This window comes from Pseudomonas wayambapalatensis, from assembly GCF_049942315.1.
GTDB lineage: Bacteria > Pseudomonadota > Gammaproteobacteria > Pseudomonadales > Pseudomonadaceae > Aquipseudomonas > Aquipseudomonas wayambapalatensis.
The window spans coordinates 1-22,434 of the sequence record NZ_JBNFMU010000235.1 but is presented as its reverse complement, the minus strand read 5'-3'; the positions used below and the strand labels follow the sequence as shown (position 1 = coordinate 22,434).

General features: G+C 58.5%; 35 protein-coding genes. 1 reads left to right on the top strand and 34 read right to left on the bottom strand.

Features of this window, described 5'->3' with window-relative positions; genetic code table 11:
* Positions 1–43 precede the first annotated feature (43 nt).
* The 3 genes from ACPZMI_RS24270 to ACPZMI_RS24260 form a co-directional block, all read right to left on the bottom strand.
* Entirely contained in the window at positions 44–892 is an 849-nt protein-coding gene (locus tag ACPZMI_RS24270) for a transporter substrate-binding protein (protein ID WP_186670262.1), read from the bottom strand.
* Between the two features lie 336 nt (positions 893–1,228).
* A complete protein-coding gene (locus ACPZMI_RS24265) occupies positions 1,229–1,771 on the bottom strand; it encodes a single-stranded DNA-binding protein (protein ID WP_186670260.1) in 543 nt (180 codons plus the stop codon).
* 9 nt (positions 1,772–1,780) lie between these two features.
* Positions 1,781–3,175, bottom strand: a complete 1,395-nt coding sequence (locus ACPZMI_RS24260) for an MFS transporter (protein WP_186709491.1) — start codon at positions 3,173–3,175, stop codon at positions 1,781–1,783.
* 129 nt (positions 3,176–3,304) lie between these two features.
* Here ACPZMI_RS24260 and uvrA point away from each other — a divergent pair, with 129 nt between their 5' ends.
* A complete protein-coding gene (gene uvrA, locus ACPZMI_RS24255) occupies positions 3,305–6,139 on the top strand; it encodes an excinuclease ABC subunit UvrA (RefSeq protein ID WP_426353209.1) in 2,835 nt (944 codons plus the stop codon).
* 66 nt (positions 6,140–6,205) lie between these two features.
* Here the strand turns inward: uvrA and bfr are convergent, their stop codons facing one another.
* From bfr to ACPZMI_RS24100, 31 genes are all read right to left on the bottom strand, one after another.
* Positions 6,206–6,670, bottom strand: a complete 465-nt coding sequence (gene bfr, locus ACPZMI_RS24250; RefSeq protein ID WP_063542481.1) for a bacterioferritin — start codon at positions 6,668–6,670, stop codon at positions 6,206–6,208.
* 165 nt (positions 6,671–6,835) lie between these two features.
* Positions 6,836–8,275, bottom strand: a complete 1,440-nt coding sequence (locus ACPZMI_RS24245; RefSeq protein WP_426353208.1) for a catalase — start codon at positions 8,273–8,275, stop codon at positions 6,836–6,838.
* A gap of 172 nt (positions 8,276–8,447) precedes the next feature.
* Complete coding sequence (gene rplQ / locus ACPZMI_RS24240; protein ID WP_003255451.1) at positions 8,448–8,834, bottom strand: 50S ribosomal protein L17; 387 nt, start codon at positions 8,832–8,834, stop codon at positions 8,448–8,450.
* A 42-nt stretch (positions 8,835–8,876) separates the two neighbouring features.
* Positions 8,877–9,878 (bottom strand): DNA-directed RNA polymerase subunit alpha, encoded by a 1,002-nt coding sequence (locus tag ACPZMI_RS24235; RefSeq protein ID WP_003255452.1) that lies wholly within the window; start codon positions 9,876–9,878, stop codon positions 8,877–8,879.
* Between the two features lie 22 nt (positions 9,879–9,900).
* Complete coding sequence (gene rpsD, locus ACPZMI_RS24230; RefSeq protein ID WP_054893564.1) at positions 9,901–10,521, bottom strand: 30S ribosomal protein S4; 621 nt, start codon at positions 10,519–10,521, stop codon at positions 9,901–9,903.
* A 15-nt stretch (positions 10,522–10,536) separates the two neighbouring features.
* Complete coding sequence (gene rpsK / locus ACPZMI_RS24225; RefSeq protein ID WP_003255454.1) at positions 10,537–10,926, bottom strand: 30S ribosomal protein S11; 390 nt, start codon at positions 10,924–10,926, stop codon at positions 10,537–10,539.
* An 18-nt stretch (positions 10,927–10,944) separates the two neighbouring features.
* Complete coding sequence (gene rpsM, locus ACPZMI_RS24220; protein ID WP_003255457.1) at positions 10,945–11,301, bottom strand: 30S ribosomal protein S13; 357 nt, start codon at positions 11,299–11,301, stop codon at positions 10,945–10,947.
* 131 nt (positions 11,302–11,432) lie between these two features.
* Positions 11,433–11,549 (bottom strand): 50S ribosomal protein L36, encoded by a 117-nt coding sequence (rpmJ, locus tag ACPZMI_RS24215; protein WP_011531897.1) that lies wholly within the window; start codon positions 11,547–11,549, stop codon positions 11,433–11,435.
* Positions 11,550–11,577: 28 nt separating this feature from the next.
* Positions 11,578–12,909 carry a preprotein translocase subunit SecY gene (gene secY / locus ACPZMI_RS24210; RefSeq protein WP_003255459.1) on the bottom strand — a complete coding sequence of 444 codons (1,332 nt, stop codon included), beginning with the start codon at positions 12,907–12,909 and terminating at the stop codon, positions 11,578–11,580.
* Entirely contained in the window at positions 12,910–13,344 is a 435-nt protein-coding gene (rplO, locus tag ACPZMI_RS24205) for a 50S ribosomal protein L15 (RefSeq protein WP_054893563.1), read from the bottom strand.
* A 3-nt stretch (positions 13,345–13,347) separates the two neighbouring features.
* Complete coding sequence (gene rpmD / locus ACPZMI_RS24200) at positions 13,348–13,524, bottom strand: 50S ribosomal protein L30 (protein WP_029614570.1); 177 nt, start codon at positions 13,522–13,524, stop codon at positions 13,348–13,350.
* A gap of 2 nt (positions 13,525–13,526) precedes the next feature.
* Complete coding sequence (gene rpsE / locus ACPZMI_RS24195) at positions 13,527–14,027, bottom strand: 30S ribosomal protein S5 (protein ID WP_003255465.1); 501 nt, start codon at positions 14,025–14,027, stop codon at positions 13,527–13,529.
* Positions 14,028–14,030: 3 nt separating this feature from the next.
* Positions 14,031–14,381 (bottom strand): 50S ribosomal protein L18, encoded by a 351-nt coding sequence (rplR, locus tag ACPZMI_RS24190; protein WP_023629183.1) that lies wholly within the window; start codon positions 14,379–14,381, stop codon positions 14,031–14,033.
* Positions 14,382–14,391: 10 nt separating this feature from the next.
* Complete coding sequence (rplF, locus tag ACPZMI_RS24185) at positions 14,392–14,925, bottom strand: 50S ribosomal protein L6 (protein WP_027594874.1); 534 nt, start codon at positions 14,923–14,925, stop codon at positions 14,392–14,394.
* A 12-nt stretch (positions 14,926–14,937) separates the two neighbouring features.
* Positions 14,938–15,330 carry a 30S ribosomal protein S8 gene (gene rpsH, locus ACPZMI_RS24180; RefSeq protein ID WP_186670252.1) on the bottom strand — a complete coding sequence of 131 codons (393 nt, stop codon included), beginning with the start codon at positions 15,328–15,330 and terminating at the stop codon, positions 14,938–14,940.
* Positions 15,331–15,540: 210 nt separating this feature from the next.
* Positions 15,541–15,846 (bottom strand): 30S ribosomal protein S14, encoded by a 306-nt coding sequence (rpsN, locus tag ACPZMI_RS24175; protein WP_013970638.1) that lies wholly within the window; start codon positions 15,844–15,846, stop codon positions 15,541–15,543.
* 13 nt (positions 15,847–15,859) lie between these two features.
* Complete coding sequence (gene rplE, locus ACPZMI_RS24170; protein ID WP_186670250.1) at positions 15,860–16,399, bottom strand: 50S ribosomal protein L5; 540 nt, start codon at positions 16,397–16,399, stop codon at positions 15,860–15,862.
* A 20-nt stretch (positions 16,400–16,419) separates the two neighbouring features.
* On the bottom strand, positions 16,420–16,734 hold the full coding sequence (gene rplX / locus ACPZMI_RS24165; protein WP_003255476.1) for a 50S ribosomal protein L24: 315 nt from the start codon (positions 16,732–16,734) through the stop codon (positions 16,420–16,422).
* Between the two features lie 11 nt (positions 16,735–16,745).
* The gene (gene rplN / locus ACPZMI_RS24160; RefSeq protein WP_011063774.1) at positions 16,746–17,114 is read right to left on the bottom strand and encodes a 50S ribosomal protein L14; all 369 of its coding nucleotides are present in this window, start codon (positions 17,112–17,114) and stop codon (positions 16,746–16,748) included.
* A gap of 23 nt (positions 17,115–17,137) precedes the next feature.
* On the bottom strand, positions 17,138–17,404 hold the full coding sequence (gene rpsQ, locus ACPZMI_RS24155) for a 30S ribosomal protein S17 (protein WP_023534981.1): 267 nt from the start codon (positions 17,402–17,404) through the stop codon (positions 17,138–17,140).
* 2 nt (positions 17,405–17,406) lie between these two features.
* The gene (gene rpmC / locus ACPZMI_RS24150; RefSeq protein WP_002555481.1) at positions 17,407–17,598 is read right to left on the bottom strand and encodes a 50S ribosomal protein L29; all 192 of its coding nucleotides are present in this window, start codon (positions 17,596–17,598) and stop codon (positions 17,407–17,409) included.
* Positions 17,598–18,011, bottom strand: a complete 414-nt coding sequence (gene rplP / locus ACPZMI_RS24145) for a 50S ribosomal protein L16 (protein WP_009397508.1) — start codon at positions 18,009–18,011, stop codon at positions 17,598–17,600. Before rplP ends, rpmC begins: the two co-directional genes overlap by 1 nt.
* A gap of 12 nt (positions 18,012–18,023) precedes the next feature.
* Entirely contained in the window at positions 18,024–18,710 is a 687-nt protein-coding gene (gene rpsC / locus ACPZMI_RS24140) for a 30S ribosomal protein S3 (protein WP_003255481.1), read from the bottom strand.
* 13 nt (positions 18,711–18,723) lie between these two features.
* Positions 18,724–19,056 carry a 50S ribosomal protein L22 gene (gene rplV, locus ACPZMI_RS24135; protein WP_003103908.1) on the bottom strand — a complete coding sequence of 111 codons (333 nt, stop codon included), beginning with the start codon at positions 19,054–19,056 and terminating at the stop codon, positions 18,724–18,726.
* An 11-nt stretch (positions 19,057–19,067) separates the two neighbouring features.
* Positions 19,068–19,343 (bottom strand): 30S ribosomal protein S19, encoded by a 276-nt coding sequence (gene rpsS / locus ACPZMI_RS24130; protein ID WP_003255482.1) that lies wholly within the window; start codon positions 19,341–19,343, stop codon positions 19,068–19,070.
* Positions 19,344–19,359: 16 nt separating this feature from the next.
* Positions 19,360–20,184, bottom strand: coding sequence for a 50S ribosomal protein L2 (gene rplB, locus ACPZMI_RS24125; RefSeq protein ID WP_186670248.1), 825 nt, complete (start codon positions 20,182–20,184; stop codon positions 19,360–19,362).
* Between the two features lie 14 nt (positions 20,185–20,198).
* On the bottom strand, positions 20,199–20,498 hold the full coding sequence (gene rplW, locus ACPZMI_RS24120; protein WP_003255484.1) for a 50S ribosomal protein L23: 300 nt from the start codon (positions 20,496–20,498) through the stop codon (positions 20,199–20,201).
* A complete protein-coding gene (gene rplD / locus ACPZMI_RS24115; protein WP_008089819.1) occupies positions 20,495–21,097 on the bottom strand; it encodes a 50S ribosomal protein L4 in 603 nt (200 codons plus the stop codon). Before rplD ends, rplW begins: the two co-directional genes overlap by 4 nt.
* Before the next feature lie 12 nt (positions 21,098–21,109).
* A complete protein-coding gene (gene rplC / locus ACPZMI_RS24110) occupies positions 21,110–21,745 on the bottom strand; it encodes a 50S ribosomal protein L3 (protein ID WP_054893562.1) in 636 nt (211 codons plus the stop codon).
* A gap of 81 nt (positions 21,746–21,826) precedes the next feature.
* The gene (gene rpsJ, locus ACPZMI_RS24105) at positions 21,827–22,138 is read right to left on the bottom strand and encodes a 30S ribosomal protein S10 (protein WP_003186070.1); all 312 of its coding nucleotides are present in this window, start codon (positions 22,136–22,138) and stop codon (positions 21,827–21,829) included.
* Positions 22,139–22,279: 141 nt separating this feature from the next.
* Positions 22,280–22,434 (bottom strand): EF-Tu C-terminal domain-related protein (locus tag ACPZMI_RS24100; protein ID WP_445648534.1); only part of this gene is annotated, 155 nt, incomplete at its 5' end.

Here is a 22,434-nt window from a genome sequence, read left to right as displayed (position 1 = left end):
TACCTGGAGCGGGGTGCGACAGAGGCGCCCCGCTCTTGCGGAGTCATTTGAATTCGACGGGGAAACCAATGGCCGGGCTAGGCAGCTCGACACCAAACCACTGCTTGAACGACGCTGCGTAGGTCGGGAATTCGACACCGGTCATGGCTTCGTGCAGGACGGTATTGACGAAATTCAGCCAGTCCTGGTCGCCGCGCTTGACTGCACAGGCGTAGGTCTGCGGGCTCCAGGCATAGGCCGGGCTGCGATAGCGACCGGGGTTCTGCACCATCAGGTACTTGACCGACGACTGGTCGGTGGCAGCGGTGTCGGCCCGACCGGAGTTCACGGCCTGGTACATCAGGTCAACGCTGTCGTATTGGTCGACCTTGGCCTTGGGCAGCGCCTGGTGCACCAGCTCCTCGGCGTAGACGTTCTGCAGCACCGCCACGGTGACGCTGTCACCCGCCGCCTTCAGATCTTCGATCTCCTTGTACTTGCTGTTGGCCGGCAGCAGCAGGCCGACGCCTTCGCGGTAATACGGCAGAGTGAATGCCACTTGCTGCGCGCGGCTGGCGGTGACGGTGATGAACTGGCAGCTCATGTCGACCTTGTCGGTCAACAGATTGGGAATCCGGGCGTCAGACGACTGCACCACGAACTCGACCTTCTCCGGGTCATTGAACAGCCCCTTGGCGACCATCCGCCCGATGTCGATATCGAAACCCTGCAACTTGCCATCCGCGCCCTGGAAGTGCCATGGCGCGTTGGTGCTGCCTGTGCCCACGATGAGGTGGCCACGCTTCAACACGCTGTCGAGCTTGCTGTCCGCCGCCTGGGCAATGCCCGCGAGCGAAGCTGAAGCCGCAAAGAGAAAAGCACACGCTGTAAACAAGGAAAGTCGACGCTGCATGACGGGCACTCCCAGATATTGTTTATTCCGCTATACCGGAACGTTGTTTGCAACAACGGAATAGACGGCAGAAAGTGTGCCACAGCCGAGAAGGGAAATCCCACAGCCATTCGAATATGAGTTGAATCAACAGGATGCGTGCTGGCGCGAGCGCAGCATCAAGACGAGCACAGCGAGGGCAGTGCTACCAATGACCACATTGGGTGCGTAACGCCCCACATGAGGGCGGCAGAAGAGTGGGCAAAGGAAACCAGGCGCATGCCGCGCGAAAATGAAAAACCCCCGCAAGGCGGGGGTTTCAGGTGACAGCTTTACACGTAAAGGCTCAGTTACGACTCAGAACGGAATATCGTCATCGAAGCTGTCGAAATCAGCGGCAGGCTGCGGAGCTGGCTGCTGCGGCGCTGGACGCTGTTGCGCCTGCTGCGGACGCGGCGCCTGCTGGCGTGGTGCCTGGTTGTACTGTTGCTGCTGGCCACCACCCTGGTTGTAGTTGCCGCCACCCTGGTTGTACTGATCACCGCCCTGCCCCTGCGGACGACCGCCGAGCAGCTGCATGGTGCCCTGCATGTCGACGATGATCTCGGTGGTGTAGCGCTTGATGCCGTCCTTTTCCCACTCGCGGGTCTGCAGCTTGCCCTCGATGTAGCACTGCGAACCCTTGCGCAGGTACTCGCCAGCGATCTCGGCAACCTTGCCGAACAGCGAGACACGGTGCCATTCGGTGCGCTCGACCTTCTGCCCCGACTGCTTGTCGGTCCACTGCTCGCTGGTGGCCAGGCTCAGGTTGGTCACGGCGTTACCGTTGGGCAGGTAGCGGACTTCGGGATCCTGGCCGCAAGTACCAACCAGAATGACTTTGTTAACCCCACGGGCCATAACGTTCTCCTAGGCTTCGCACGCCGTCGGGGCTGGGTTCACCAGACGCTCGAGGGTCGCACGGTCCAAAATTTTCGTATCCAGTTTGATATAGATGGCGGCTTCTTCTGCCACCACCACGGCGTCGGTCACACCCGGCACAGCCATCAGGCGCTCGGTCAATCCGGCTTCCCGAACCGCCTCCGGTGTCAGCGGCATGCGCAGGCTGGTGACGTACGGCGGTTCGTTCATGCCCAGGGCAGATACCAGCCAGATACCACACAGTACAGCACATCCCAGGAACACCATGCCCAGGCCACCGTGCTGGTACAACCAGCCACCGATGATTCCTCCCAGCGCGGCACCCAGGAACTGGCTCGTGGAGTAGACCCCCATGGCCGTTCCCTTGCCGCCGGCGGGCGACACCTTGCTGACCAGCGAAGGCAAGGATGCCTCCAGCAGGTTGAAGGCGGTAAAGAATATCACGGTGCCGGTCACCAGTCCGCGCAAGTTGTCAGCCCATTGCCAGAAGAACACCTCGATCAGCAGCAGCACAATGACCGCACCAACCAACACGCGTTTCATCTTGCGCTTCTTTTCGCCGTAGATGATGAACGGCACCATTGCAAAAAATGAGATGAGCAACGCGGTCAGGTATACCCACCAGTGCTCTTCCTTGGGCAGGCCGCCACGCTCGACGAACGCCAGCGGCAATGCCACGAAGCTCGCCATGAGGATCGCATGGAGGATGAAAATGCTCAGGTCCAGGCGCAGAAGGTCCGGATTACGCAGGGTCGGGCCGAGCGCCTGGCGTGCGACACCAGACTCGCGGTGCTGCAGCGCACTGTGCGCACTGGGCACGACGAAGGCGATCAGGGCGATGCCGACCACGGCAAGTCCTGCAGTGGCGAGGAACAATCCCGACAACCCGAAGGCGCTTGTCAGCAGCGGCCCTATCACCATCGCCACCGCGAACGACAGGCCGATGCTCATGCCGATCATGGCCATGGCCTTGGTGCGATGCTGCTCACGGGTGAGGTCGGAGAGCAAGGCCATGACCGCTGCGGAAATCGCCCCCGCGCCCTGCAGGATGCGTCCGGCGATCACGCCCCAGATCGAATCGGCCTGGGCCGCCAGCAAGCTGCCAAGGGCGAAGATCACCAGGCCCAGGTAGATCACCGGACGGCGACCGATGCGGTCGGAAATCACCCCGAACGGAATCTGCAGCACGGCTTGCGTCAGGCCGTAGGCGCCAATGGCCAGGCCGATCAGCGCGGGCGTGGCACCGGCGAGGTCCATGCCATAGGTGGCCAGCACAGGCAGGACCATGAACATGCCCAGCATACGAAAGGCAAAGACCAGGGCAAGGCCGCCTGCGGCGCGGGTTTCGCTGCCACTCATGCGCTCGTTGTGGGTGTCGTGCATGGATAAACCTCGTGTGAACCGGCGGCGATTCTATCAGTCCGACGGCTAGACGGCATCTACGCGACGCTTTGCCGCGTAGTGGCAGCGCGCCGTATACTTCCTTGTTTATGCCCGCCAAGCGAGGCCGTAGTGGACAAGATCCTGATCCGTGGGGCACGTACCCACAACCTGAAGAACATCGACCTGACCCTGCCCCGGGACAAACTGATCGTGATCACCGGTCTGTCCGGTTCCGGCAAGTCGTCCCTGGCCTTCGACACACTCTACGCCGAAGGCCAACGCCGCTATGTGGAGTCGCTGTCGGCCTATGCCCGGCAATTTTTGTCGATGATGGAAAAGCCCGATGTCGACACCATCGAAGGCCTGTCACCGGCGATCTCCATCGAGCAGAAGTCGACCTCGCACAACCCGCGTTCGACCGTTGGCACCATCACCGAAATCTACGATTACCTGCGCCTGCTCTATGCCCGCGTCGGTACGCCACGCTGCCCGGACCACGACATTCCGCTGGAAGCGCAAACGATCAGCCAGATGGTCGACCTGGTGCTCGAGCAACCCGAAGGCAGCAAGCTGATGCTGCTGGCACCCGTGGTGCGCGAGCGCAAGGGTGAGCACCTGGCGGTGTTCGATGAGCTGCGCGCCCAGGGCTTCGTTCGTGCGCGGGTCAACGGCAAGTTGTACGAACTCGACGAGTTGCCCAAGCTCGACAAGCAGAGGAAGCACAGCATCGATGTGGTGGTCGATCGCTTCAAGGTGCGCAACGACCTTCAGCAGCGCCTGGCCGAATCCTTCGAGACCGCCCTCAAGCTGGCCGACGGTATCGCCCTGGTGGCGCAGATGGATGACGAAAGCGCCGAGGACATGATCTTCTCCGCGCGCTTCGCCTGCCCAGTCTGCGGCCATGCGATCAGCGAGCTCGAACCCAAGCTGTTCTCCTTCAACAACCCGGCTGGCGCCTGCCCGACCTGCGACGGCCTGGGCGTGAAGCAATACTTCGACACCAAGCGCCTGGTCAACAACGAGCTGACCCTGGCCGAAGGCGCGATCCGTGGCTGGGACCGACGCAACGTCTACTACTTCCAGATGCTCGGCTCGCTGGCGGCGCATTACGGCTTCAGCCTCGACGAGCCGTTCGGCCAGCTCTCGACCGATCACCAGAAGGTGATCCTGCAGGGCAGCGGCAAGCAAAGCGTCGACTTCAAGTACCTCAACGACCGCGGCGACATCGTCAAGCGCTCGCACCCCTTCGAAGGCATCGTGCCGAACCTGGAGCGGCGCTACCGCGAGACGGAGTCGGCGACTGTGCGCGAGGAGCTGGCCAAGTTCCTTGGCACCCAACCGTGCCCGGACTGCCGCGGCACCCGTCTGCGCCGCGAAGCACGCCATGTATGGGTGGGCGAAAAAACCCTGCCGGCCGTGACCAACCTGCCGATCGGCGATGCCAGCGAGTACTTCGCCACCCTGACGCTGAGCGGTCGGCGCGGAGAGATTGCAGCGAAGATCCTCAAGGAAATCTGCGAGCGCCTGCAGTTCCTGGTCAACGTCGGCCTGGACTACCTCACCCTCGACCGCAGCGCCGAAACCCTTTCGGGCGGCGAGGCCCAGCGGATCCGTCTGGCCAGCCAGATTGGCGCCGGCCTGGTGGGGGTGATGTACATCCTCGACGAGCCGTCGATCGGCCTGCACCAACGTGACAACGACCGCTTGCTGGCCACCCTCAACCACCTGCGCGACCTGGGCAACACGGTGATCGTGGTAGAGCACGACGAGGACGCCATTCGCCTGGCCGACTATGTCGTCGACATCGGCCCGGGCGCCGGGGTGCATGGTGGACAGATCGTCGCCGAAGGCTCGCCGCAGGAAGTCATGGCGCACCCCGACTCGGTGACCGGCATGTACCTGTCAGGCCGCAAGAAGATCGCCGTGCCGGCCAAACGCACGCCTCGCAACAAGAAGCTGTCGCTCAAGCTCAAGGGCGCGCGCGGCAACAACCTGCAGAACGTCGACCTTGAAGTGCCGATCGGCCTGCTGACCTGCGTCACCGGTGTGTCCGGCTCGGGCAAATCGACACTGATCAACAACACCCTGTTCCCCTTGGCCGCCACCGCGCTCAATGGTGCCAGCAGCCTGGAAGCAGCAGCGCACACCAGCATGGACGGCCTGCAACACCTGGACAAGGTAGTCGACATCGACCAGAGCCCGATCGGCCGCACACCGCGCTCGAACCCGGCCACCTACACCGGGATCTTCACTCCGATCCGCGAACTGTTCGCTGGCGTGCCCGAGTCGCGCTCGCGAGGTTATGGCCCGGGGCGCTTCTCGTTCAACGTCAAGGGCGGGCGCTGCGAAGCGTGCCAGGGCGATGGCCTGATCAAGGTGGAAATGCACTTCCTGCCGGATATCTACGTGCCGTGTGATGTGTGCAAGAGCAAGCGCTACAACCGCGAAACCCTGGAGATCAAGTACAAGGGCAAGAACATCCACGAGGTCCTGGAAATGACCATCGAGGACGCCCGCGAGTTCTTCGACGCGGTCCCGGCGTTGGCGCGCAAGCTGCAGACGCTGATGGACGTGGGCCTTTCGTACATCAAGCTGGGGCAATCGGCGACGACGCTTTCGGGCGGCGAGGCGCAGCGGGTGAAGCTGTCGCGCGAGCTGTCCAAGCGCGATACCGGCAAGACCCTCTACATCCTGGATGAGCCAACCACCGGCCTGCACTTCGCCGACATCCAGCAACTGCTGGACGTGCTGCATCGCCTGCGCGACCACGGCAACACGGTGGTGGTGATCGAGCACAACCTGGACGTGATCAAGACCGCCGACTGGCTGGTGGACCTGGGGCCGGAAGGTGGCTCGAAGGGAGGCCAGATCATTGCCAGCGGCACGCCCGAGGAACTGGCCAAGATGAAGCAGTCGTATACCGGGCATTACCTCAAGCCCTTGCTGGAACGCGATCGGGCCTGACGAAAAAAGCCCCTGACATGCAAATGCCAGGGGCTTTTCTCTATATGCGTGCCCTCTGCAGGGACGTTACATCTGCGATTGCAGGTAGTTCTGCAGCCCGATGGATTTGATCAGGCCCTGCTGCTTCTCCAGCCAGTAGGTGTGATCTTCCTCGGTGTCGGCCAGTTGCGCGCGCAGGATATCGCGGCTGATGTAGTCCTTGTGCAGCTCGCACAACTCGATGCCTTTGCACAATGCGGCGCGGACCTTGTACTCAAGGCGCAGGTCGGCAGCAATCATGTCCGGCACGGTGGTGCCCACGTCGAGGTCATCCGGGCGCATGCGCGGGGTGCCTTCGAGCATGAGAATGCGGCGAATCAGGGCATCGGCGTGCTGCGCCTCTTCTTCCATCTCGTGGTTGATACGTTCGTAGAGCTTGGCCAGGCCCCAGTCTTCGTACATGCGCGAGTGGATGAAGTATTGGTCACGTGCCGCCAGTTCGCCCGTCAGCAACGTGTTGAGGTAATCGATTACGTCCGGGTGACCTTGCATCGCCCTGATTCTCCCTGAGTGAAAGCTTGATAGGGAGATAGTGTGAACCATGATTTCTTCAAGGTCACTGAAAAATGCGCAATTTGTGTGAAAAAAGCGGGCAAACCGTAGTGATTTTCATTGAAAAACCGCCCAAATGAGGGCGGTTCTCCTTATCACTTCGACTTAGGCGAGCTTGATGCCCAAGGCCTTGGCAATCCCCTCGCCGTAAGCGGGATCTGCCTTGAAGAAGTGCTGCAACTGACGCTGCACCACATCGTCGCTGACGCCTTTCAGGGTGCCGGCAATGTTGTCGATCAACAGCGCTTGCTGCTCGGCGTTCATCAGGCGGAACAGCGCACCAGCGTGGCTGTAGTAGTCATTGTCTTCGCGGTGGTCGTAACGATCCGCCGCCCCCTTGAGGGCCAGCGCAGGCTCGGCGTGACGGGGCGACTGCTTGGGCGCATCGGCGTAGCTGTTCGGCTCGTAGTTCGGAGCGCTGCCGTAGCTGCCCATGGTCATCGCACCATCGCGTTGGTAGCTGTGCACCGGGCTACGTGGCGCGTTCACCGGCAAATGCTGGTGGTTGGTGCCAATGCGGTAGCGGTGAGCATCGGCGTAGGCAAATACGCGCCCCTGCAGCATGCGGTCTGGAGACAGGCCAACACCTGGCACCATATTGCTCGGCCCGAACGCGGCCTGCTCGACTTCGGCGAAGTAGTTGAGCGGGTTGCGATTGAGTTCAAGCACACCCACCTCGATCAGCGGGTAGTCCTTCTGCGACCAGGTCTTGGTGACGTCGAAGGGATTTTCGGCGCGGTTGGCTGCCTCTTCTTCACTCATCACCTGGATGCAGACGGTCCAGCGTGGGTAGTCGCCGCGATCGATCGCTTCGAACAGGTCACGTTGTGCGTAATCCGGATCGGTACCGGCGATACGTGCCGCATCGGCCGGGGCCAGATTCTTGATGCCTTGCTGGGTCTTGAAGTGCCACTTGACCCAGGTACGCTGGCCATCCGCACTCAGCAGACTGTAGGTATGGCTGCCGAAACCGTGCATGTGGCGGTAGCCGTCCGGAATACCACGGTCAGAGAACAGGATGGTGACCTGGTGCAGCGCCTCGGGCGAATGCGACCAGAAGTCCCACATCATTCGGGCGTTCTTCAGGTTGGTCTGCGGGTGACGCTTCTGGGTGTGGATAAAGTCCGGGAACTTCAGCGGGTCGCGAATGAAGAACACGGGCGTGTTGTTGCCGACGATGTCCCAGTTACCTTCCTCGGTGTAAAACTTGACGGCAAAACCGCGCGGGTCACGCTCGGTGTCGGCCGAACCACGCTCGCCGCCGACCGTGGAGAAGCGCAGGAAGGTTTCGGTCTGCTTGCCAATGCTCTCGAACAGGCGGGCGCTGGTGTATTGGGTGATGTCTCGAGTAACGGTGAAGGTGCCGTAAGCGCCCGAGCCCTTGGCGTGCACGCGGCGCTCAGGGATGTTCTCGCGGTTGAAGTGGGCCAGCTTCTCGATCAGATGGAAGTCGTCGAGCAGCAACGGGCCGCGCGGGCCTGCCGAACGGGAATTCTGGTTATCGGCTACAGGTGCACCGCTGGCGGTAGTAAGAATCTTGCTCATGGGCTCTCCTTATCGGTCTCGAAACGCCGGCTAATCGGCTTGAGAGCAAGTATGGATGGGCAACATGACAAGATCTAATTTATAGATACGCTTATATCGATAGTTTTTTACAATTCATGTAAACACAAAAAACCGGGCACTAGGCCCGGTTTCTTGTAGCAGACGGAACGTCTTACTCGGCAGCTTCTACAGCACCACCGACCGGACGATCAACCAGCTCGACGTACGCCATAGGCGCGTTGTCGCCAGCGCGGAAACCGCACTTCAGGATGCGCAGGTAGCCGCCCTGACGGGTGGCGTAACGCTTGCCCAGGTCGTTGAACAGCTTGCCAACAGCGGATTTCGAACGGGTACGGTCGAAAGCCAGACGACGGTTGGCGACGCTATCTTCCTTGGCCAGGGTGATCAGCGGCTCGGCAACGCGGCGCAGTTCCTTGGCTTTCGGCAGGGTGGTTTTGATCAGCTCGTGCTCGATCAACGACACTGCCATGTTCTGGAACATAGCCTTGCGGTGAGAGCTGGTACGGCTCAGGTGACGTCCACTTTTACGATGACGCATGATTCATTCCTTACCAAACACTACGTTCGGTGATTACGACGATCAGGCAGTCGCCTTGTCGTCTTTCTTAAGACTTGCAGGCGGCCAGTTGTCGAGGCGCATGCCGAGAGACAGACCACGGGAGGCCAGGACGTCCTTGATTTCAGTCAGGGACTTCTTGCCCAGGTTAGGAGTCTTCAACAGCTCTACTTCGGTACGCTGAATCAGGTCGCCGATGTAGTAGATGTTCTCCGCCTTGAGGCAGTTGGCCGAACGTACAGTCAGTTCCAGGTCGTCAACCGGGCGCAGCAGGATCGGATCGATCTCGTCTTCCTGCTCGACCACGACCGGCTCGCTGTCACCTTTGAGGTCGACGAACGCGGCCAGCTGCTGTTGCAGGATGGTCGCGGCACGACGAATGGCCTCTTCAGGGTCCAGGGTGCCGTTGGTTTCCAGATCGATGACCAGCTTGTCCAGGTTGGTACGCTGTTCAACACGGGCGTTCTCGACCACGTAGGCGATACGACGCACCGGGCTGAACGAAGCGTCCAGCTGAAGACGGCCAATGCTGCGGCTTTCATCTTCGTCAGTCTGACGGGAATCGGCCGGCTCGTAACCGCGACCACGAGCTACGGTGAGCTTCATGTTCAGGGCGCCGTTGGACGCCAGGTTCGCGATTACGTGATCGGGATTGACGATCTCGACATCGTGATCCAGCTGAATATCGGCAGCGGTAACCACCCCCGAACCCTTTTTCGACAAGGTCAGCGTAACTTCGTCACGACCGTGCAGCTTGATCGCCAGGCCTTTGAGGTTCAACAGGATTTCAATGACGTCTTCCTGTACACCTTCGATCGCGGAGTACTCATGGAGTACGCCATCGATCTCGGCCTCGACTACTGCACAGCCAGGCATGGAGGACAACAGGATGCGACGCAGCGCGTTGCCCAGGGTATGGCCGAAACCACGCTCGAGAGGCTCGAGCGTGATCTTGGCGCGGGTTGGACTGACTACCTGTACGTCGATGTGACGGGGAGTCAGGAACTCATTTACCGAAATCTGCATGGATGCACCTATTTTCTAGCCCTTACTTGGAGTAGAGCTCGACAATCAGGTTTTCGTTGATGTCGGCGGACAGATCGCTGCGAGCAGGAACGTTCTTGAAAACGCCCGACTTTTTAGCGGAATCAACGTCTACCCACTCAACGCGGCCACGCTGGGCGCACAGTTCAAGGGCTTGAACAATGCGCAGCTGGTTCAGCGACTTCTCACGAACCGCGACCACGTCACCCGGACGAACTTGGTAGGATGGAATGTTTACGGTCTTGCCGTTGACGCTGATCGCTTTGTGCGAAACCAGCTGACGGGATTCGGAACGAGTCGAACCGAAGCCCATACGGTAAACGACGTTGTCCAGGCGGCATTCCAGCAGTTGCAGCAGGTTCTCACCAGTAGCGCCTTTTTTCGAGGCTGCGACTTGGTAGTAACCGCGGAACTGGCGCTCCAGGACACCGTAGATACGGCGGACTTTTTGTTTCTCGCGCAGCTGGGTACCGTAGTCGGACTGACGGCCACGGCGCTGGCCGTGGATACCTGGGGCTGCTTCGATGTTGCACTTCGATTCCAGAGCGCGAACGCCGCTCTTCAGGAACAGGTCAGTGCCTTCACGGCGAGACAGTTTGCATTTTGGACCAATGTAACGTGCCATTTATCTGTCTCCTGATTACACGCGACGCTTCTTCGGCGGACGGCACCCGTTATGCGGGATTGGCGTCACGTCGGTGATGCTGGCGATCTTGTAGCCGCAGCTGTTCAGTGCACGAACGGCGGACTCACGACCTGGACCTGGACCCTTGACGTTGACGTCGAGGTTCTTCAGACCGTATTCCAGCGCAGCTTGACCAGCACGCTCAGCAGCGATCTGGGCTGCGAACGGGGTGGATTTGCGCGAACCACGGAAACCCGAACCACCGGAGGTCGCCCAGGACAAAGCATTGCCCTGACGGTCGGTGATGGTCACGATGGTGTTGTTGAAAGACGCATGGATGTGGGCGATGCCATCAACCACTGTCTTTTTGACTTTTTTACGAGGACGAGCAGCAGGTTTTGCCATGTCTATATTCCTGGGCGATTACTTGCGGATCGGCTTACGCGGGCCCTTACGGGTGCGTGCGTTGGTCTTGGTGCGCTGACCGCGAACCGGCAGACCTTTACGATGACGCAGGCCGCGGTAGCAACCCAGGTCCATCAAGCGCTTGATCTTCATGTTGATGTCACGACGCAGGTCACCTTCGGTGGTGAACTTCGCAACTTCGCCACGCAGGGTTTCGATTTGCTCGTCGCTCAGATCCTTGATCTTAGCGGCTGGATTTACACCAGCGTCTGCACAGATTTTCTGTGCAGTTGTGCGACCGACACCATAGATGTAGGTCAGCGAGATAACAGTATGCTTGTTATCTGGAATGTTGACGCCTGCAATACGGGCCATTCAGTGGGACTCCAATTGACAGCTACCTACGCCCCGGAAGCCAAGAAATAGGGCGCGAGATAATATCGCTGTAGAAACGAATAATCAACCCAGCAGCACACTAGCTGCTGGGTTTGAAGCGCAGATCACACTCAGCCTTGGCGCTGCTTGTGACGCGGTTCCGCGCTGCAGATCACGCGCACGATACCTTCGCGACGAATGATCTTGCAGTTGCGGCACAGCTTTTTCACCGATGCACGAACTTTCATTACCGACTCCTCGAACCTTAGGGGTCTATCAGCGCAGCAGGCCGCTGCCACCGTAGCCTTTCAGGTTGGCTTTCTTCATCAGGGATTCGTACTGGTGCGAAACGAGGTGCGATTGTACTTGGGACATGAAGTCCATCACAACCACTACCACAATCAGCAACGAGGTCCCGCCAAGGTAGAACGGCACGTTTGCTGCCACCACCAGGAACTGGGGCAGAAGGCAGACGGCCATCATGTAAAGAGCACCGAACATGGTCAGACGAGTCAGAACGCCATCAATGTAGCGCGCCGACTGCTCACCAGGACGGATACCCGGAATAAAGGCACCGGACTTCTTCAGGTTTTCCGCTACGTCTTTCGGGTTGAACATCAACGCTGTGTAGAAGAAGCAGAAGAAGATGATCCCTGCACTAAACAGCAGAATGTTCAACGGCTGACCAGGAGCGATCGACTGCGAGATGTCCTGCAGCCAGCCCATACCTTCGGACTGACCGAACCAGGCACCCAGCGAAGCCGGGAACAGCAAGATGCTGCTCGCGAAAATGGCAGGAATGACGCCCGCCATGTTCACTTTCAGCGGCAAGTGGCTGGTCTGCGCAGCGAAGACCTTGCGGCCCTGCTGACGCTTGGCGTAGTGAACGGCGATACGACGCTGACCACGCTCAATGAACACCACGAAACCGATAATCGCTACTGCAAGCAAACCGATAGCGACCAGGGCGAAGATGTTGATATCGCCTGTGCGCGCAGACTCGAAAGACTGCCCGATTGCTCTCGGAAGACCGGCAACGATACCTGCGAAGATCAACATCGAGATACCGTTGCCCACACCGCGCTCGGTGATCTGCTCGCCGAGCCACATCATGAACATTGCGCCAGCCACGAAAGTGGAGACGGCAACGACATGGAAGCCCAGGCCTGCAGAAAACGCCACGCCCTGGTTGGCCAGGCCAATGGACATGCCAATGGCTTGAACCAGCGCCAGGATAACGGTGCCGTAGCGGGTGTACTGGCTGATCTTGCGACGGCCAGCTTCACCTTCCTTCTTCAACTGCTCCAGTTGAGGGCTGACTGCGGTCATGAGCTGCATGATGATCGATGCCGAGATGTACGGCATGATCCCCAGTGCAAAGATGCTCATGCGCTCCAGCGCACCACCGGAAAACATGTTGAACAAGCTAAGAATGGTCCCCTCATTCTGTCGAAACAGATCCGCCAGACGGTCTGGATTGATGCCAGGCACCGGGATATGTGCGCCGATCCGATAGACGATGATCGCCATGAACAGAAAGCGCAGACGAGCCCAGAGTTCCGACATCCCGCCCTTACCGAGCGAAGAGAGAGCACCTTGCTTAGCCATTTATTCCTCGAACTTGCCGCCAGCTGCTTCGATAGCCGCACGCGCACCTTTGGTGACGGCGATGCCCTTGATAGTGACTGCGCGAGTGACTTCGCCGGACAGCATGATTTTCACACGCTGTACATGCTGGCCAATCACGTTGGCGTCTTTCAGGGACTGTACGGAGATCACGTCGCCTTCCACCTTGGCCAGCTCGGACAGACGCACTTCAGCGCGGTCCATGGCTTTCAGGGAAACGAAGCCGAACTTCGGCAGACGACGGTGCAGCGGCTGTTGACCGCCTTCGAAGCCCGGAGCGATGGTGCCACCGGAACGGGAGGTCTGACCTTTGTGACCGCGGCCACCAGTCTTGCCCAAACCGCTACCGATACCACGACCCGGACGATGCTTCTCGCGACGGGAACCCGGCGCTGGACTCAGATCATTGAGTTTCATCGATTAACCCTCGACGCGCAGCATGTAGTAAGCCTTGTTGATCATCCCGCGATTCTCGGGAGTATCCTGGACTTCTACAGTGTGACCGATGCGACGCAGACCCAGGCCTTTAACGCACAGGATGTGGTTAGGCAGACGGCCGGCGGTGCTCTTGATCAGCGTTACTTTTACGGTTGCCATGATCAGAAGATCTCCTCAACACTCTTGCCGCGCTTGGCAGCAATGGACTCAGGAGATTGCATGGCTTTCAGACCCTTGAAGGTGGCGTAAACCACGTTCACTGGGTTGGTCGAACCGTAGCACTTGGCCAGAACGTTCTGGACACCAGCAACTTCCAGGACAGCACGCATTGCGCCGCCGGCGATGATACCGGTACCTTCCGAAGCAGGCTGCATGTAAACCTTCGAGGCGCCGTGGGCAGCCTTGGTGGCGTACTGCAGGGTGGTGCCCTTCAGGTCAACCTGGATCATGTTGCGACGGGCAGCTTCCATGGCTTTCTGGATCGCGGCAGGTACTTCGCGCGATTTGCCACGGCCGAAGCCGACGCGACCTTTGCCATCACCTACCACGGTCAGCGCGGTGAAGGTGAAGATACGGCCGCCTTTAACGGTTTTAGCAACGCGGTTAACTTGAACCAGCTTCTCGATGTAGCCTTCGTCGCGCTTTTGATCGTTATTTGCCATAACTTAGAACTCCAGTCCGCCTTCACGAGCAGCATCGGCCAGCGCCTTGACGCGACCATGGTACTTGAAGCCGGAACGGTCAAAGGCAACTTGAGATACACCGGCGGCTTTCGCACGCTCAGCTACCAGCTTGCCAACCTTAGTGGCCGCGTCGATGTTGCCGGTGGCGCCATCACGCAGTTCTTTGTCCAAGGTCGAGGCGCTTGCCAGAACCTTGCTGCCGTCGGCCGAAATGACCTGGGCATAGATGTGCTGCGAGGAGCGGAACACGCACAGACGCACGGCTTCGAGCTCGTGCATTTTCAGGCGTGCTTTGCGAGCGCGACGCAGTCGAATAACTTTTTTGTCGGTCATTTGCTAGGCCCTACTTCTTCTTGGCTTCTTTACGACGGACTACTTCGTCCGCGTAACGCACACCCTTGCCTTTGTAAGGCTCTGGCGGACGGAAATCGCGGATTTCAGCGGCCACCTGACCCACCAGCTGCTTGTCGATACCCTTGATCAGGATGTCGGTCTGGCTTGGGGTTTCAGCGGTGATACCGGCTGGCAGTTCGTAGTCCACTGGATGCGAGAAGCCCAGAGCCAGGTTCAGGATGGTGCCCTTGGCCTGTGCCTTGTAACCAACACCGACCAGCTGGAGCTTGCGCTCGAAGCCTTGGCTTACGCCCTGGACCATGTTGTTCACCAGAGCACGGGTGGTACCGGCCATGGCGCGAGCTTGCTGGTCACCGTTGCGAGCGACGAAGCGCAGCTCGCCAGACTCTTCGGTAACTTCAACAGACGAGTGAACGTTCAGTTCGAGAGTGCCCTTGGCACCCTTCACCGAAAGCTGCTGGCCGGCGAATTTGACTTCGACACCGGATGGCAGCTTAACGGGGTTCTTAGCGACGCGAGACATGCCTATCTCCCCTTAGAACACTGTGCACAGAACTTCGCCACCGACACCGGCAGCGCGCGCAGCGCGATCAGTCATCACACCTTTGTTGGTGGAGACGATAGACACGCCGAGACCGCCACGTACTTTCGGCAGGTCAGAGACGGACTTGTACTGGCGCAGGCCTGGACGGCTGGAGCGCTTCAGTTCCTCGATGACCGGACGGCCTTCGAAGTACTTCAGTTCGATCGACAGGGAAGGCTTGACTTCGCCACTGACCTGGTAGCCAGCGATGTAACCTTCGTCCTTCAGAACTTTGGCAACCGCGACCTTCAGAGTGGAGGAAGGCATGCTTACGACGGACTTTTCAGCCATCTGGGCATTACGGATGCGAGTTAGCATGTCCGCTAACGGGTCCTGCATACTCATGGGCTAGATGCTCCTGATACAAGAATTATTAGCCTTGCGGCTATCACAACCACCTGACCGCCCCGGGCAAAAAACCCAGGCTCAGGTGAGCCGGTCATTCTAGACACAAGACAGAAACGAAACAAGCCCCACGAGGGGGCTTGTTTGTTGGCGATGTCACCGGCGGTCGGAAGATTGCTCCCCCCTACGCCGGGATCACACCTGCAGCTATTACCAGGAGGCCTTGACCAGACCTGGTACGTCACCGCGCATTGCAGCTTGACGCAGCATGTTACGGCCCAGGCCGAACTTACGGTAAACACCGTGAGGACGACCGGTCAGGCGGCAACGGTTGCGCAGGCGCGAGGCGCTGGCATCACGAGGCTGCTTCTGCAGAGCGACAACGGCAGCGAAACGCTCTTCTGGAGAGGCGTTCAGGTTGACGATGGTCGCTTTCAGCTCGGCACGCTTTTTGGCGTACTTGGCTACCGTGAGCTGACGCTTCAGCTCGCGGTTTTTCATGCTCTTCTTGGCCATTTTCCTACTCCAATCAGTTGCGGAACGGGAACTTGAATGCACGCAGCAGAGCGCGGCCTTCGTCGTCCGAACGAGCAGTGGTGGTCAGGGTGATGTCCAAACCGCGCAGAGCATCGATCTTGTCGTAGTCGATTTCCGGGAAGATGATCTGCTCTTTCACGCCCATGCTGTAGTTGCCACGGCCATCGAAGGACTTGGCATTCAGGCCGCGGAAGTCGCGAACCCGAGGCAGGGAGATCGCCAGCAGGCGGTCCAGGAATTCGTACATCTTGTCGCTACGCAGGGTCACCTTGACGCCGATCGGCCAGCCTTCACGGACTTTGAAGCCCGCGATGGATTTACGAGCGAAAGTCACGACCGGCTTTTGACCGGTGATCTTTTCCAGGTCGGCAACTGCGTGCTCGATGACTTTCTTGTCGCCGATCGCTTCGCCCAGACCCATGTTCAGGGTGATCTTGGTAACGCGCGGAACTTCCATCACGTTCGACAGCTTAAGTTCTTCCTTAAGCTTGGGAGCGATTTCGTTCCGGTACATCTCTTTCAGTCGTGCCATGGTCTTCTACCTAGCAGTGTTCAAGCATCAACCGCTTTTTGGGTCGACTTGAAGACACGAATTTTCTTACCGTCTTCTACTTTGAAACCAACGCGGTCAGCCTTGTTGGTTTCGCCATTGAAGATGGCAACGTTGGAAGCGTGCAGAGGCGCTTCTTTCTCGACGATACCGCCCTGAACGCCTGCCATCGGGTTCGGCTTGGTATGACGCTTGACCAGGTTGACACCACCGATGACCAGACGGTCATCAGCGAGAACCTTCAGCACCTTACCGCGCTTACCCTTGTCTTTGCCGGCGATCACGATGATCTCGTCGTCACGACGAATCTTTTGCATGTCGGATCTCCTTACAGCACTTCAGGGGCGAGCGAGACGATCTTCATGAACTTCTCGTTACGAAGTTCACGGGTCACTGGCCCGAAGATGCGGGTACCGATCGGCTCTTGCTTGTTGTTCAGCAGAACAGCAGCGTTGCCGTCGAAACGAATGATGGAACCGTCAGCGCGACGTACACCGTGACGGGTACGGACGACAACAGCGGTCATCACCTGGCCTTTCTTGACCTTACCGCGAGGAATCGCTTCCTTGACGGTAACTTTGATGATGTCACCGATGCCAGCGTAACGGCGGTGCGAACCGCCGAGCACCTTGATGCACATGACGCGACGAGCGCCGCTGTTATCGGCCACATCGAGCATGGATTGAGTCTGAATCATAAAATTTCTCCGACCCCTAGCCCTTAGACTTCAACAGCGCGTTCGAGGACTTCAACCAGTGCCCAGGACTTGGTCTTGGCCAGCGGACGAGTTTCGGTGATCGAAACCTTGTCGCCGATCTTGCACTGATTGGTTTCGTCGTGCGCGTGCAGCTTAGTCGAACGCTTAACGTATTTACCGTAGATCGGGTGCTTTACGCGACGCTCGATCAGAACGGTGATGGTCTTGTCCATTTTGTCGCTGACGACACGGCCAGTCAGCGTACGGACGGTTTTTTCAGCTTCAGCCATGATCACTTACCTGCCTGCTGGTTGAGCACAGTTTTCACGCGAGCGATGTCACGCTTAACTTGCGAGAGCAGGTGCGACTGCCCCAACTGGCCAGTTGCTTTCTGCATACGCAGATTGAACTGGTCGCGCAGCAAGCCGAGCAGTTGCTCATTCAGTTGCTGTGCCGATTTTTCACGAAGTTCATTCGCTTTCATCACATCACCGTCCGCTTAACAAAGGAGGTGGCGAGAGGCAGCTTTGCAGCAGCCAGGGCGAAAGCTTCGCGCGCCAGCTCTTCAGAAACACCCTCGATCTCGTACAGGACTTTGCCTGGCTGGATCTGGGCAACCCAGTACTCCACGGAACCCTTACCTTTACCCATACGAACCTCGAGAGGCTTCTTGGTAACCGGCTTGTCCGGGAATACACGGATCCAGATCTTGCCGCCACGTTTTACGTGACGGGTCAGGGCACGACGTGCCGACTCGATCTGGCGAGCGGTGAGGCGACCGCGAGCGACAGCTTTCAGAGCGAACTCGCCGAAGCTGACCTTGCTACCGCGCAGTGCCAGACCACGGTTGTGGCCGGTCATCTGCTTGCGGAATTTTGTACGCTTTGGTTGCAACATTTGGCGTACCCCTTACTTAGCAGCTTTTTTACGAGGCGCTGGTGCTTGCGGCTTCAGCTCTTCCTGGCGACCACCAATCACTTCGCCTTTGAAGATCCAAACCTTGACACCGATCACACCGTAGGTGGTGTGAGCTTCGTAGGTGTTGTAGTCGATATCGGCACGCAGGGTGTGCAGAGGCACACGACCTTCGCGATACCACTCGGTACGGGCGATCTCGGCACCGCCAAGACGACCGCTCACCTGGATCTTGATGCCCTTGGCACCAATACGCATGGCGTTCTGTACGGCGCGCTTCATGGCGCGACGGAACATAACGCGGCGCTCCAGCTGCTGGGCAACGCTTTGCGCAACCAGCATGGCGTCGAGTTCCGGCTTGCGGATCTCTTCGATGTTGATGTGCACAGGCACACCCATCTGCTTGGTCAGGTCCTGACGCAGCTTCTCGACATCCTCACCCTTCTTGCCGATAACGATACCGGGACGAGCGGTGTGGATGGTGATGCGTGCAGTTTGAGCCGGACGATGAATATCGATACGGCTTACGGACGCGCTTTTTAGTTTGTCTTGGAGGTACTCACGCGTTTTCAGATCCTTCAACAGGTAATCTGCGTAAGTAGCACCGTCTGCGTACCAGACGGAGGTGTGCTCCTTGACGATTCCCAGGCGAATGCCAGTGGGATGTACTTTCTGACCCATCTGATCGACTCCGTTACTTGTCCGCAACCTTGACAGTGATATGGCAAGACCGCTTGACGATGCGATCAGCGCGGCCTTTGGCACGCGGCATGATGCGCTTCAGCGAACGCCCTTCGTTGACGAAAACGGTGCTGACCTTCAGGTCATCAACGTCTGCGCCTTCGTTGTGTTCGGCGTTGGCAACGGCCGACTCGAGGACTTTCTTCATGATTTCAGCGGCTTTTTTGCTGCTGAAGGCCAACAGGTTGAGCGCTTCGCCCACCTTCTTCCCGCGGATCTGGTCGGCGACCAAGCGGGCTTTCTGGGCGGAGATTCGAGCGCCCGACAACTTAGCGGCTACTTCCATTTCCTTACCCCTTAACGCTTGGCTTTCTTGTCAGCCACGTGCCCGCGATAGGTGCGGGTACCGGCGAACTCGCCCAGTTTGTGGCCGACCATGTCTTCGTTCACGAGAACTGGGACGTGTTGGCGACCGTTGTGTACCGCGATGGTCAGACCGACCATTTGTGGCAGGATCATCGAACGGCGCGACCAGGTTTTCACTGGCTTGCGATCATTCTTCTCCACCGCCACTTCGACCTTCTTCAGCAGGTGAAGATCGATAAAAGGACCTTTTTTCAGAGAACGTGGCACTGTCGTATCCCTCTAGTTACTTGCGACGACGGACGATCATGTTGTCGGTACGCTTATTACCACGGGTCTTCGCACCCTTGGTTGGGAAGCCCCATGGCGATACCGGATGACGACCACCGGAGGTACGACCTTCACCACCACCATGTGGGTGGTCAACCGGGTTCATGGCAACACCACGAACGGTCGGGCGAACGCCGCGCCAGCGTTTAGCACCTGCTTTACCCAGCGAACGCAGGCTGTGCTCGGAGTTCGAGACTTCGCCCAGGGTCGCACGGCACTCAGCCAGTACTTTACGCATCTCACCAGAGCGCAGACGCAGAGTCACGTATGCACCTTCACGCGCGATCAGCTGAGCCGAAGCACCAGCGGAACGAGCAATTTGCGCACCTTTACCCGGCTTCAGTTCGATGCCGTGAACGGTGCTACCTACTGGGATGTTGCGCAGTTGCAGGGAGTTACCGGCCTTGATTGGGGCCAGGGCACCTGCGATCAGCTGGTCGCCAGCACTCACGCCTTTAGGGGCGATGATGTAGCGACGCTCACCGTCTGCGTAGCACAGCAGGGCGATGTGAGCAGTACGGTTCGGGTCGTATTCGACGCGCTCGACAGTGGCTGGAATGCCATCTTTGTCGTTGCGACGGAAGTCGACCAGACGGTAATGCTGCTTGTGACCACCACCAACGTGACGAGTGGTAATGCGGCCATTGTTGTTACGACCACCAGACTTCGATTTCTTCTCGAGCAGCGGTGCGTGAGGAGCGCCTTTGTGCAGCTCCTTGTTGACCACCTTGACCACGAAACGGCGGCCAGGGGAAGTCGGTTTGCATTTAACGATTGCCATGATGCACCCCTTCCTTACTCAGCACTGCTGCTGAAATCGAGATCTTGGCCTGGCTGAAGGGAGACGATCGCCTTCTTCCAGTCATTACGCTTGCCCAGACCACGTGCGGTACGCTTGGTTTTACCCAGAACGTTGACAGTCGACACGTTTTCAACTTTTACGTTGAACAGGCCTTCGACAGCTTTCTTGATTTCCAGCTTGGTTGCATCGGTAGCAACCTTGAATACGAACTGGCCTTTCTTCTCAGCCAGAACGGTAGCCTTCTCGGAAACGTGCGGGCCAAGGAGGACTTTGAATACGCGTTCCTGGTTCATCCCAGCAGCTCCTCGAATTTCTTCACGGCCGAGACAGTGATCAACACTTTCTCGTAGGCGATCAGGCTGACCGGGTCGGAACCTTGAACGTCACGTACGTCGACGTGCGGCAGGTTACGAGCAGCCAGGTACAGATTCTGATCAACTGCGTCCGAAACGATCAGTACGTCGTTCAGGCCCATGCCGTTCAGCTTGTTCAGCAGGTCTTTGGTTTTCGGCGCTTCAACAGCGAAGTCCTGAACCACAACCAGACGATCGCTACGCACCAGCTCGGCGAGGATGGAGCGCAGGGCTGCGCGATACATCTTCTTGTTGAGCTTCTGCGAGTGATCCTGAGGGCGAGCTGCGAAGGTTACACCACCGCCACGCCAGATCGGACCACGAGTGGTACCGGCACGAGCACGGCCAGTACCCTTCTGACGCCATGGGCGCTTACCGCCACCGGCTACGTCAGAGCGGGTCTTCTGCTGCTTGGTGCCCTGACGGCCGCCGGCCATGTAGGCCACGACTGCTTGGTGTACCAGCGTCTCGTTGAATTCGCCACCGAAAGTCAGTTCGGAAACTTCGATCGCCTGAGCGTCATTTACATTGAGTTGCATGTCAGTTTCCCCTTAACCGCGAGCCTTGACAGCCGGACGCACAACCACGTCGCCGCCAGTAGCGCCTGGAACGGCACCCTTGATCAGCAGCAGGTTGCGTTCAGCGTCTACGCGTACTACTTCCAGGGACTGTACAGTCACGCGCTCAGCGCCCATGTGACCGGACATCTTCTTGCCCTTGAATACACGACCAGGAGTCTGGCACTGGCCGATGGAGCCAGGGACACGGTGCGATACGGAGTTACCGTGGGTGTTATCCTGACCACGGAAGTTCCAACGCTTGATGGTACCGGCGAAGCCTTTACCTTTGGACTGACCGGTTACGTCTACCAGCTGGCCTGCAGTGAAGAGTTCAGCTTTGATCAGATCGCCAGCCTGGAAATCGCCTTCTTCAAGACGGAACTCCCAAACACCGCGACCAGCGGCAACGTTAGCCTTGGCGAAGTGACCTGCCTGAGCGGCAGTCACACGCGAAGCACGACGCTCGCCGACAGTGACTTGCACTGCACGGTAGCCATCGGTTTCTTCAGTTTTGAACTGGGTGACGCGATTCGGCTCGATCTCAATGACCGTGACCGGAATGGAGACACCTTCTTCGGTGAAAATGCGGGTCATACCGCACTTGCGACCGACTACACCAATAGTCATGTTGTAAACCTCATGAGTGTACGGGGCTTTCACCCGCTATGGCCGCCCATTTCAGAGCGTTACACGACTCAGACCGAAGTCTTAGCCGAGGCTGATCTGCACTTCCACACCTGCCGCGAGATCAAGCTTCATCAGCGCATCAACGGTTTTATCCGTTGGCTGGACGATGTCCAGAACGCGCTTATGAGTGCGAATCTCGTACTGGTCACGCGCGTCTTTGTTGACGTGCGGGGAGACCAGAACGGTGAAACGCTCTTTGCGGGTAGGCAGTGGAATTGGACCACGCACTTGTGCACCAGTACGTTTCGCGGTTTCCACGATTTCCTGGGTGGATTGGTCGATCAGGCGATGGTCGAAAGCCTTCAACCTGATACGGATTTGCTGATTTTGCATTGGATTTCAGACTCCAGGCTGTTCCCAACGGACGCACTACGCCCGCTAAAAGGAGGCGTGATTCTATAGACGCCCCTATTTAGTGTCAACCCAATAAAAAAAACCCCCGCTAAGCGGGGGTTTTTTCAATCGGTCGAGTGATTACTCGATGATTTTGGCTACGACGCCGGCGCCGACGGTACGACCGCCTTCACGGATGGCGAAGCGCAGACCGTCTTCCATTGCGATGGTCTTGATCAGGGTGACAGTCATCTGAATGTTGTCACCTGGCATTACCATCTCAACGCCTTCCGGCA

Coding starts and splice junctions, on each gene's coding strand:
- ACPZMI_RS24270 (WP_186670262.1), bottom strand. CDS start 892: ATGCAGCGTCGACTTTCCTTGTTTACAGCGTGTGCTTTTCTCTTTGCG.
- ACPZMI_RS24265 (WP_186670260.1), bottom strand. CDS start 1,771: ATGGCCCGTGGGGTTAACAAAGTCATTCTGGTTGGTACTTGCGGCCAG.
- ACPZMI_RS24260 (WP_186709491.1), bottom strand. CDS start 3,175: ATGCACGACACCCACAACGAGCGCATGAGTGGCAGCGAAACCCGCGCC.
- bfr (WP_063542481.1), bottom strand. CDS start 6,670: ATGCAAGGTCACCCGGACGTAATCGATTACCTCAACACGTTGCTGACG.
- ACPZMI_RS24245 (WP_426353208.1), bottom strand. CDS start 8,275: ATGAGCAAGATTCTTACTACCGCCAGCGGTGCACCTGTAGCCGATAAC.
- rplQ (WP_003255451.1), bottom strand. CDS start 8,834: ATGCGTCATCGTAAAAGTGGACGTCACCTGAGCCGTACCAGCTCTCAC.
- ACPZMI_RS24235 (WP_003255452.1), bottom strand. CDS start 9,878: ATGCAGATTTCGGTAAATGAGTTCCTGACTCCCCGTCACATCGACGTA.
- rpsD (WP_054893564.1), bottom strand. CDS start 10,521: ATGGCACGTTACATTGGTCCAAAATGCAAACTGTCTCGCCGTGAAGGC.
- rpsK (WP_003255454.1), bottom strand. CDS start 10,926: ATGGCAAAACCTGCTGCTCGTCCTCGTAAAAAAGTCAAAAAGACAGTG.
- rpsM (WP_003255457.1), bottom strand. CDS start 11,301: ATGGCCCGTATTGCAGGCGTCAACATTCCAGATAACAAGCATACTGTT.
- rpmJ (WP_011531897.1), bottom strand. CDS start 11,549: ATGAAAGTTCGTGCATCGGTGAAAAAGCTGTGCCGCAACTGCAAGATC.
- secY (WP_003255459.1), bottom strand. CDS start 12,909: ATGGCTAAGCAAGGTGCTCTCTCTTCGCTCGGTAAGGGCGGGATGTCG.
- rplO (WP_054893563.1), bottom strand. CDS start 13,344: ATGAAACTCAATGATCTGAGTCCAGCGCCGGGTTCCCGTCGCGAGAAG.
- rpmD (WP_029614570.1), bottom strand. CDS start 13,524: ATGGCAACCGTAAAAGTAACGCTGATCAAGAGCACCGCCGGCCGTCTG.
- rpsE (WP_003255465.1), bottom strand. CDS start 14,027: ATGGCAAATAACGATCAAAAGCGCGACGAAGGCTACATCGAGAAGCTG.
- rplR (WP_023629183.1), bottom strand. CDS start 14,381: ATGACCGACAAAAAAGTTATTCGACTGCGTCGCGCTCGCAAAGCACGC.
- rplF (WP_027594874.1), bottom strand. CDS start 14,925: ATGTCTCGCGTCGCTAAGAACCCCGTTAAGCTGCCATCCGGTGTCGAA.
- rpsH (WP_186670252.1), bottom strand. CDS start 15,330: ATGAGTATGCAGGACCCGTTAGCGGACATGCTAACTCGCATCCGTAAT.
- rpsN (WP_013970638.1), bottom strand. CDS start 15,846: ATGGCCAAGAAGAGCATGAAAAACCGCGAGCTGAAGCGTCAGCTCACG.
- rplE (WP_186670250.1), bottom strand. CDS start 16,399: ATGGCACGACTGAAAGAGATGTACCGGAACGAAATCGCTCCCAAGCTT.
- rplX (WP_003255476.1), bottom strand. CDS start 16,734: ATGCAAAAGATTCGTCGTGACGACGAGATCATCGTGATCGCCGGCAAA.
- rplN (WP_011063774.1), bottom strand. CDS start 17,114: ATGATTCAGACTCAATCCATGCTCGATGTGGCCGATAACAGCGGCGCT.
- rpsQ (WP_023534981.1), bottom strand. CDS start 17,404: ATGGCTGAAGCTGAAAAAACCGTCCGTACGCTGACTGGCCGTGTCGTC.
- rpmC (WP_002555481.1), bottom strand. CDS start 17,598: ATGAAAGCGAATGAACTTCGTGAAAAATCGGCACAGCAACTGAATGAG.
- rplP (WP_009397508.1), bottom strand. CDS start 18,011: ATGTTGCAACCAAAGCGTACAAAATTCCGCAAGCAGATGACCGGCCAC.
- rpsC (WP_003255481.1), bottom strand. CDS start 18,710: ATGGGTCAGAAAGTACATCCCACTGGCATTCGCCTGGGAATCGTCAAG.
- rplV (WP_003103908.1), bottom strand. CDS start 19,056: ATGGAAGTAGCCGCTAAGTTGTCGGGCGCTCGAATCTCCGCCCAGAAA.
- rplB (WP_186670248.1), bottom strand. CDS start 20,184: ATGGCAATCGTTAAATGCAAACCGACTTCCCCTGGCCGCCGTTTCGTG.
- rplW (WP_003255484.1), bottom strand. CDS start 20,498: ATGAACCAGGAACGCGTATTCAAAGTCCTCCTTGGCCCGCACGTTTCC.
- rplD (WP_008089819.1), bottom strand. CDS start 21,097: ATGCAACTCAATGTAAATGACGCTCAGGCGATCGAAGTTTCCGAACTG.
- rplC (WP_054893562.1), bottom strand. CDS start 21,745: ATGACTATTGGTGTAGTCGGTCGCAAGTGCGGTATGACCCGCATTTTC.
- rpsJ (WP_003186070.1), bottom strand. CDS start 22,138: ATGCAAAATCAGCAAATCCGTATCAGGTTGAAGGCTTTCGACCATCGC.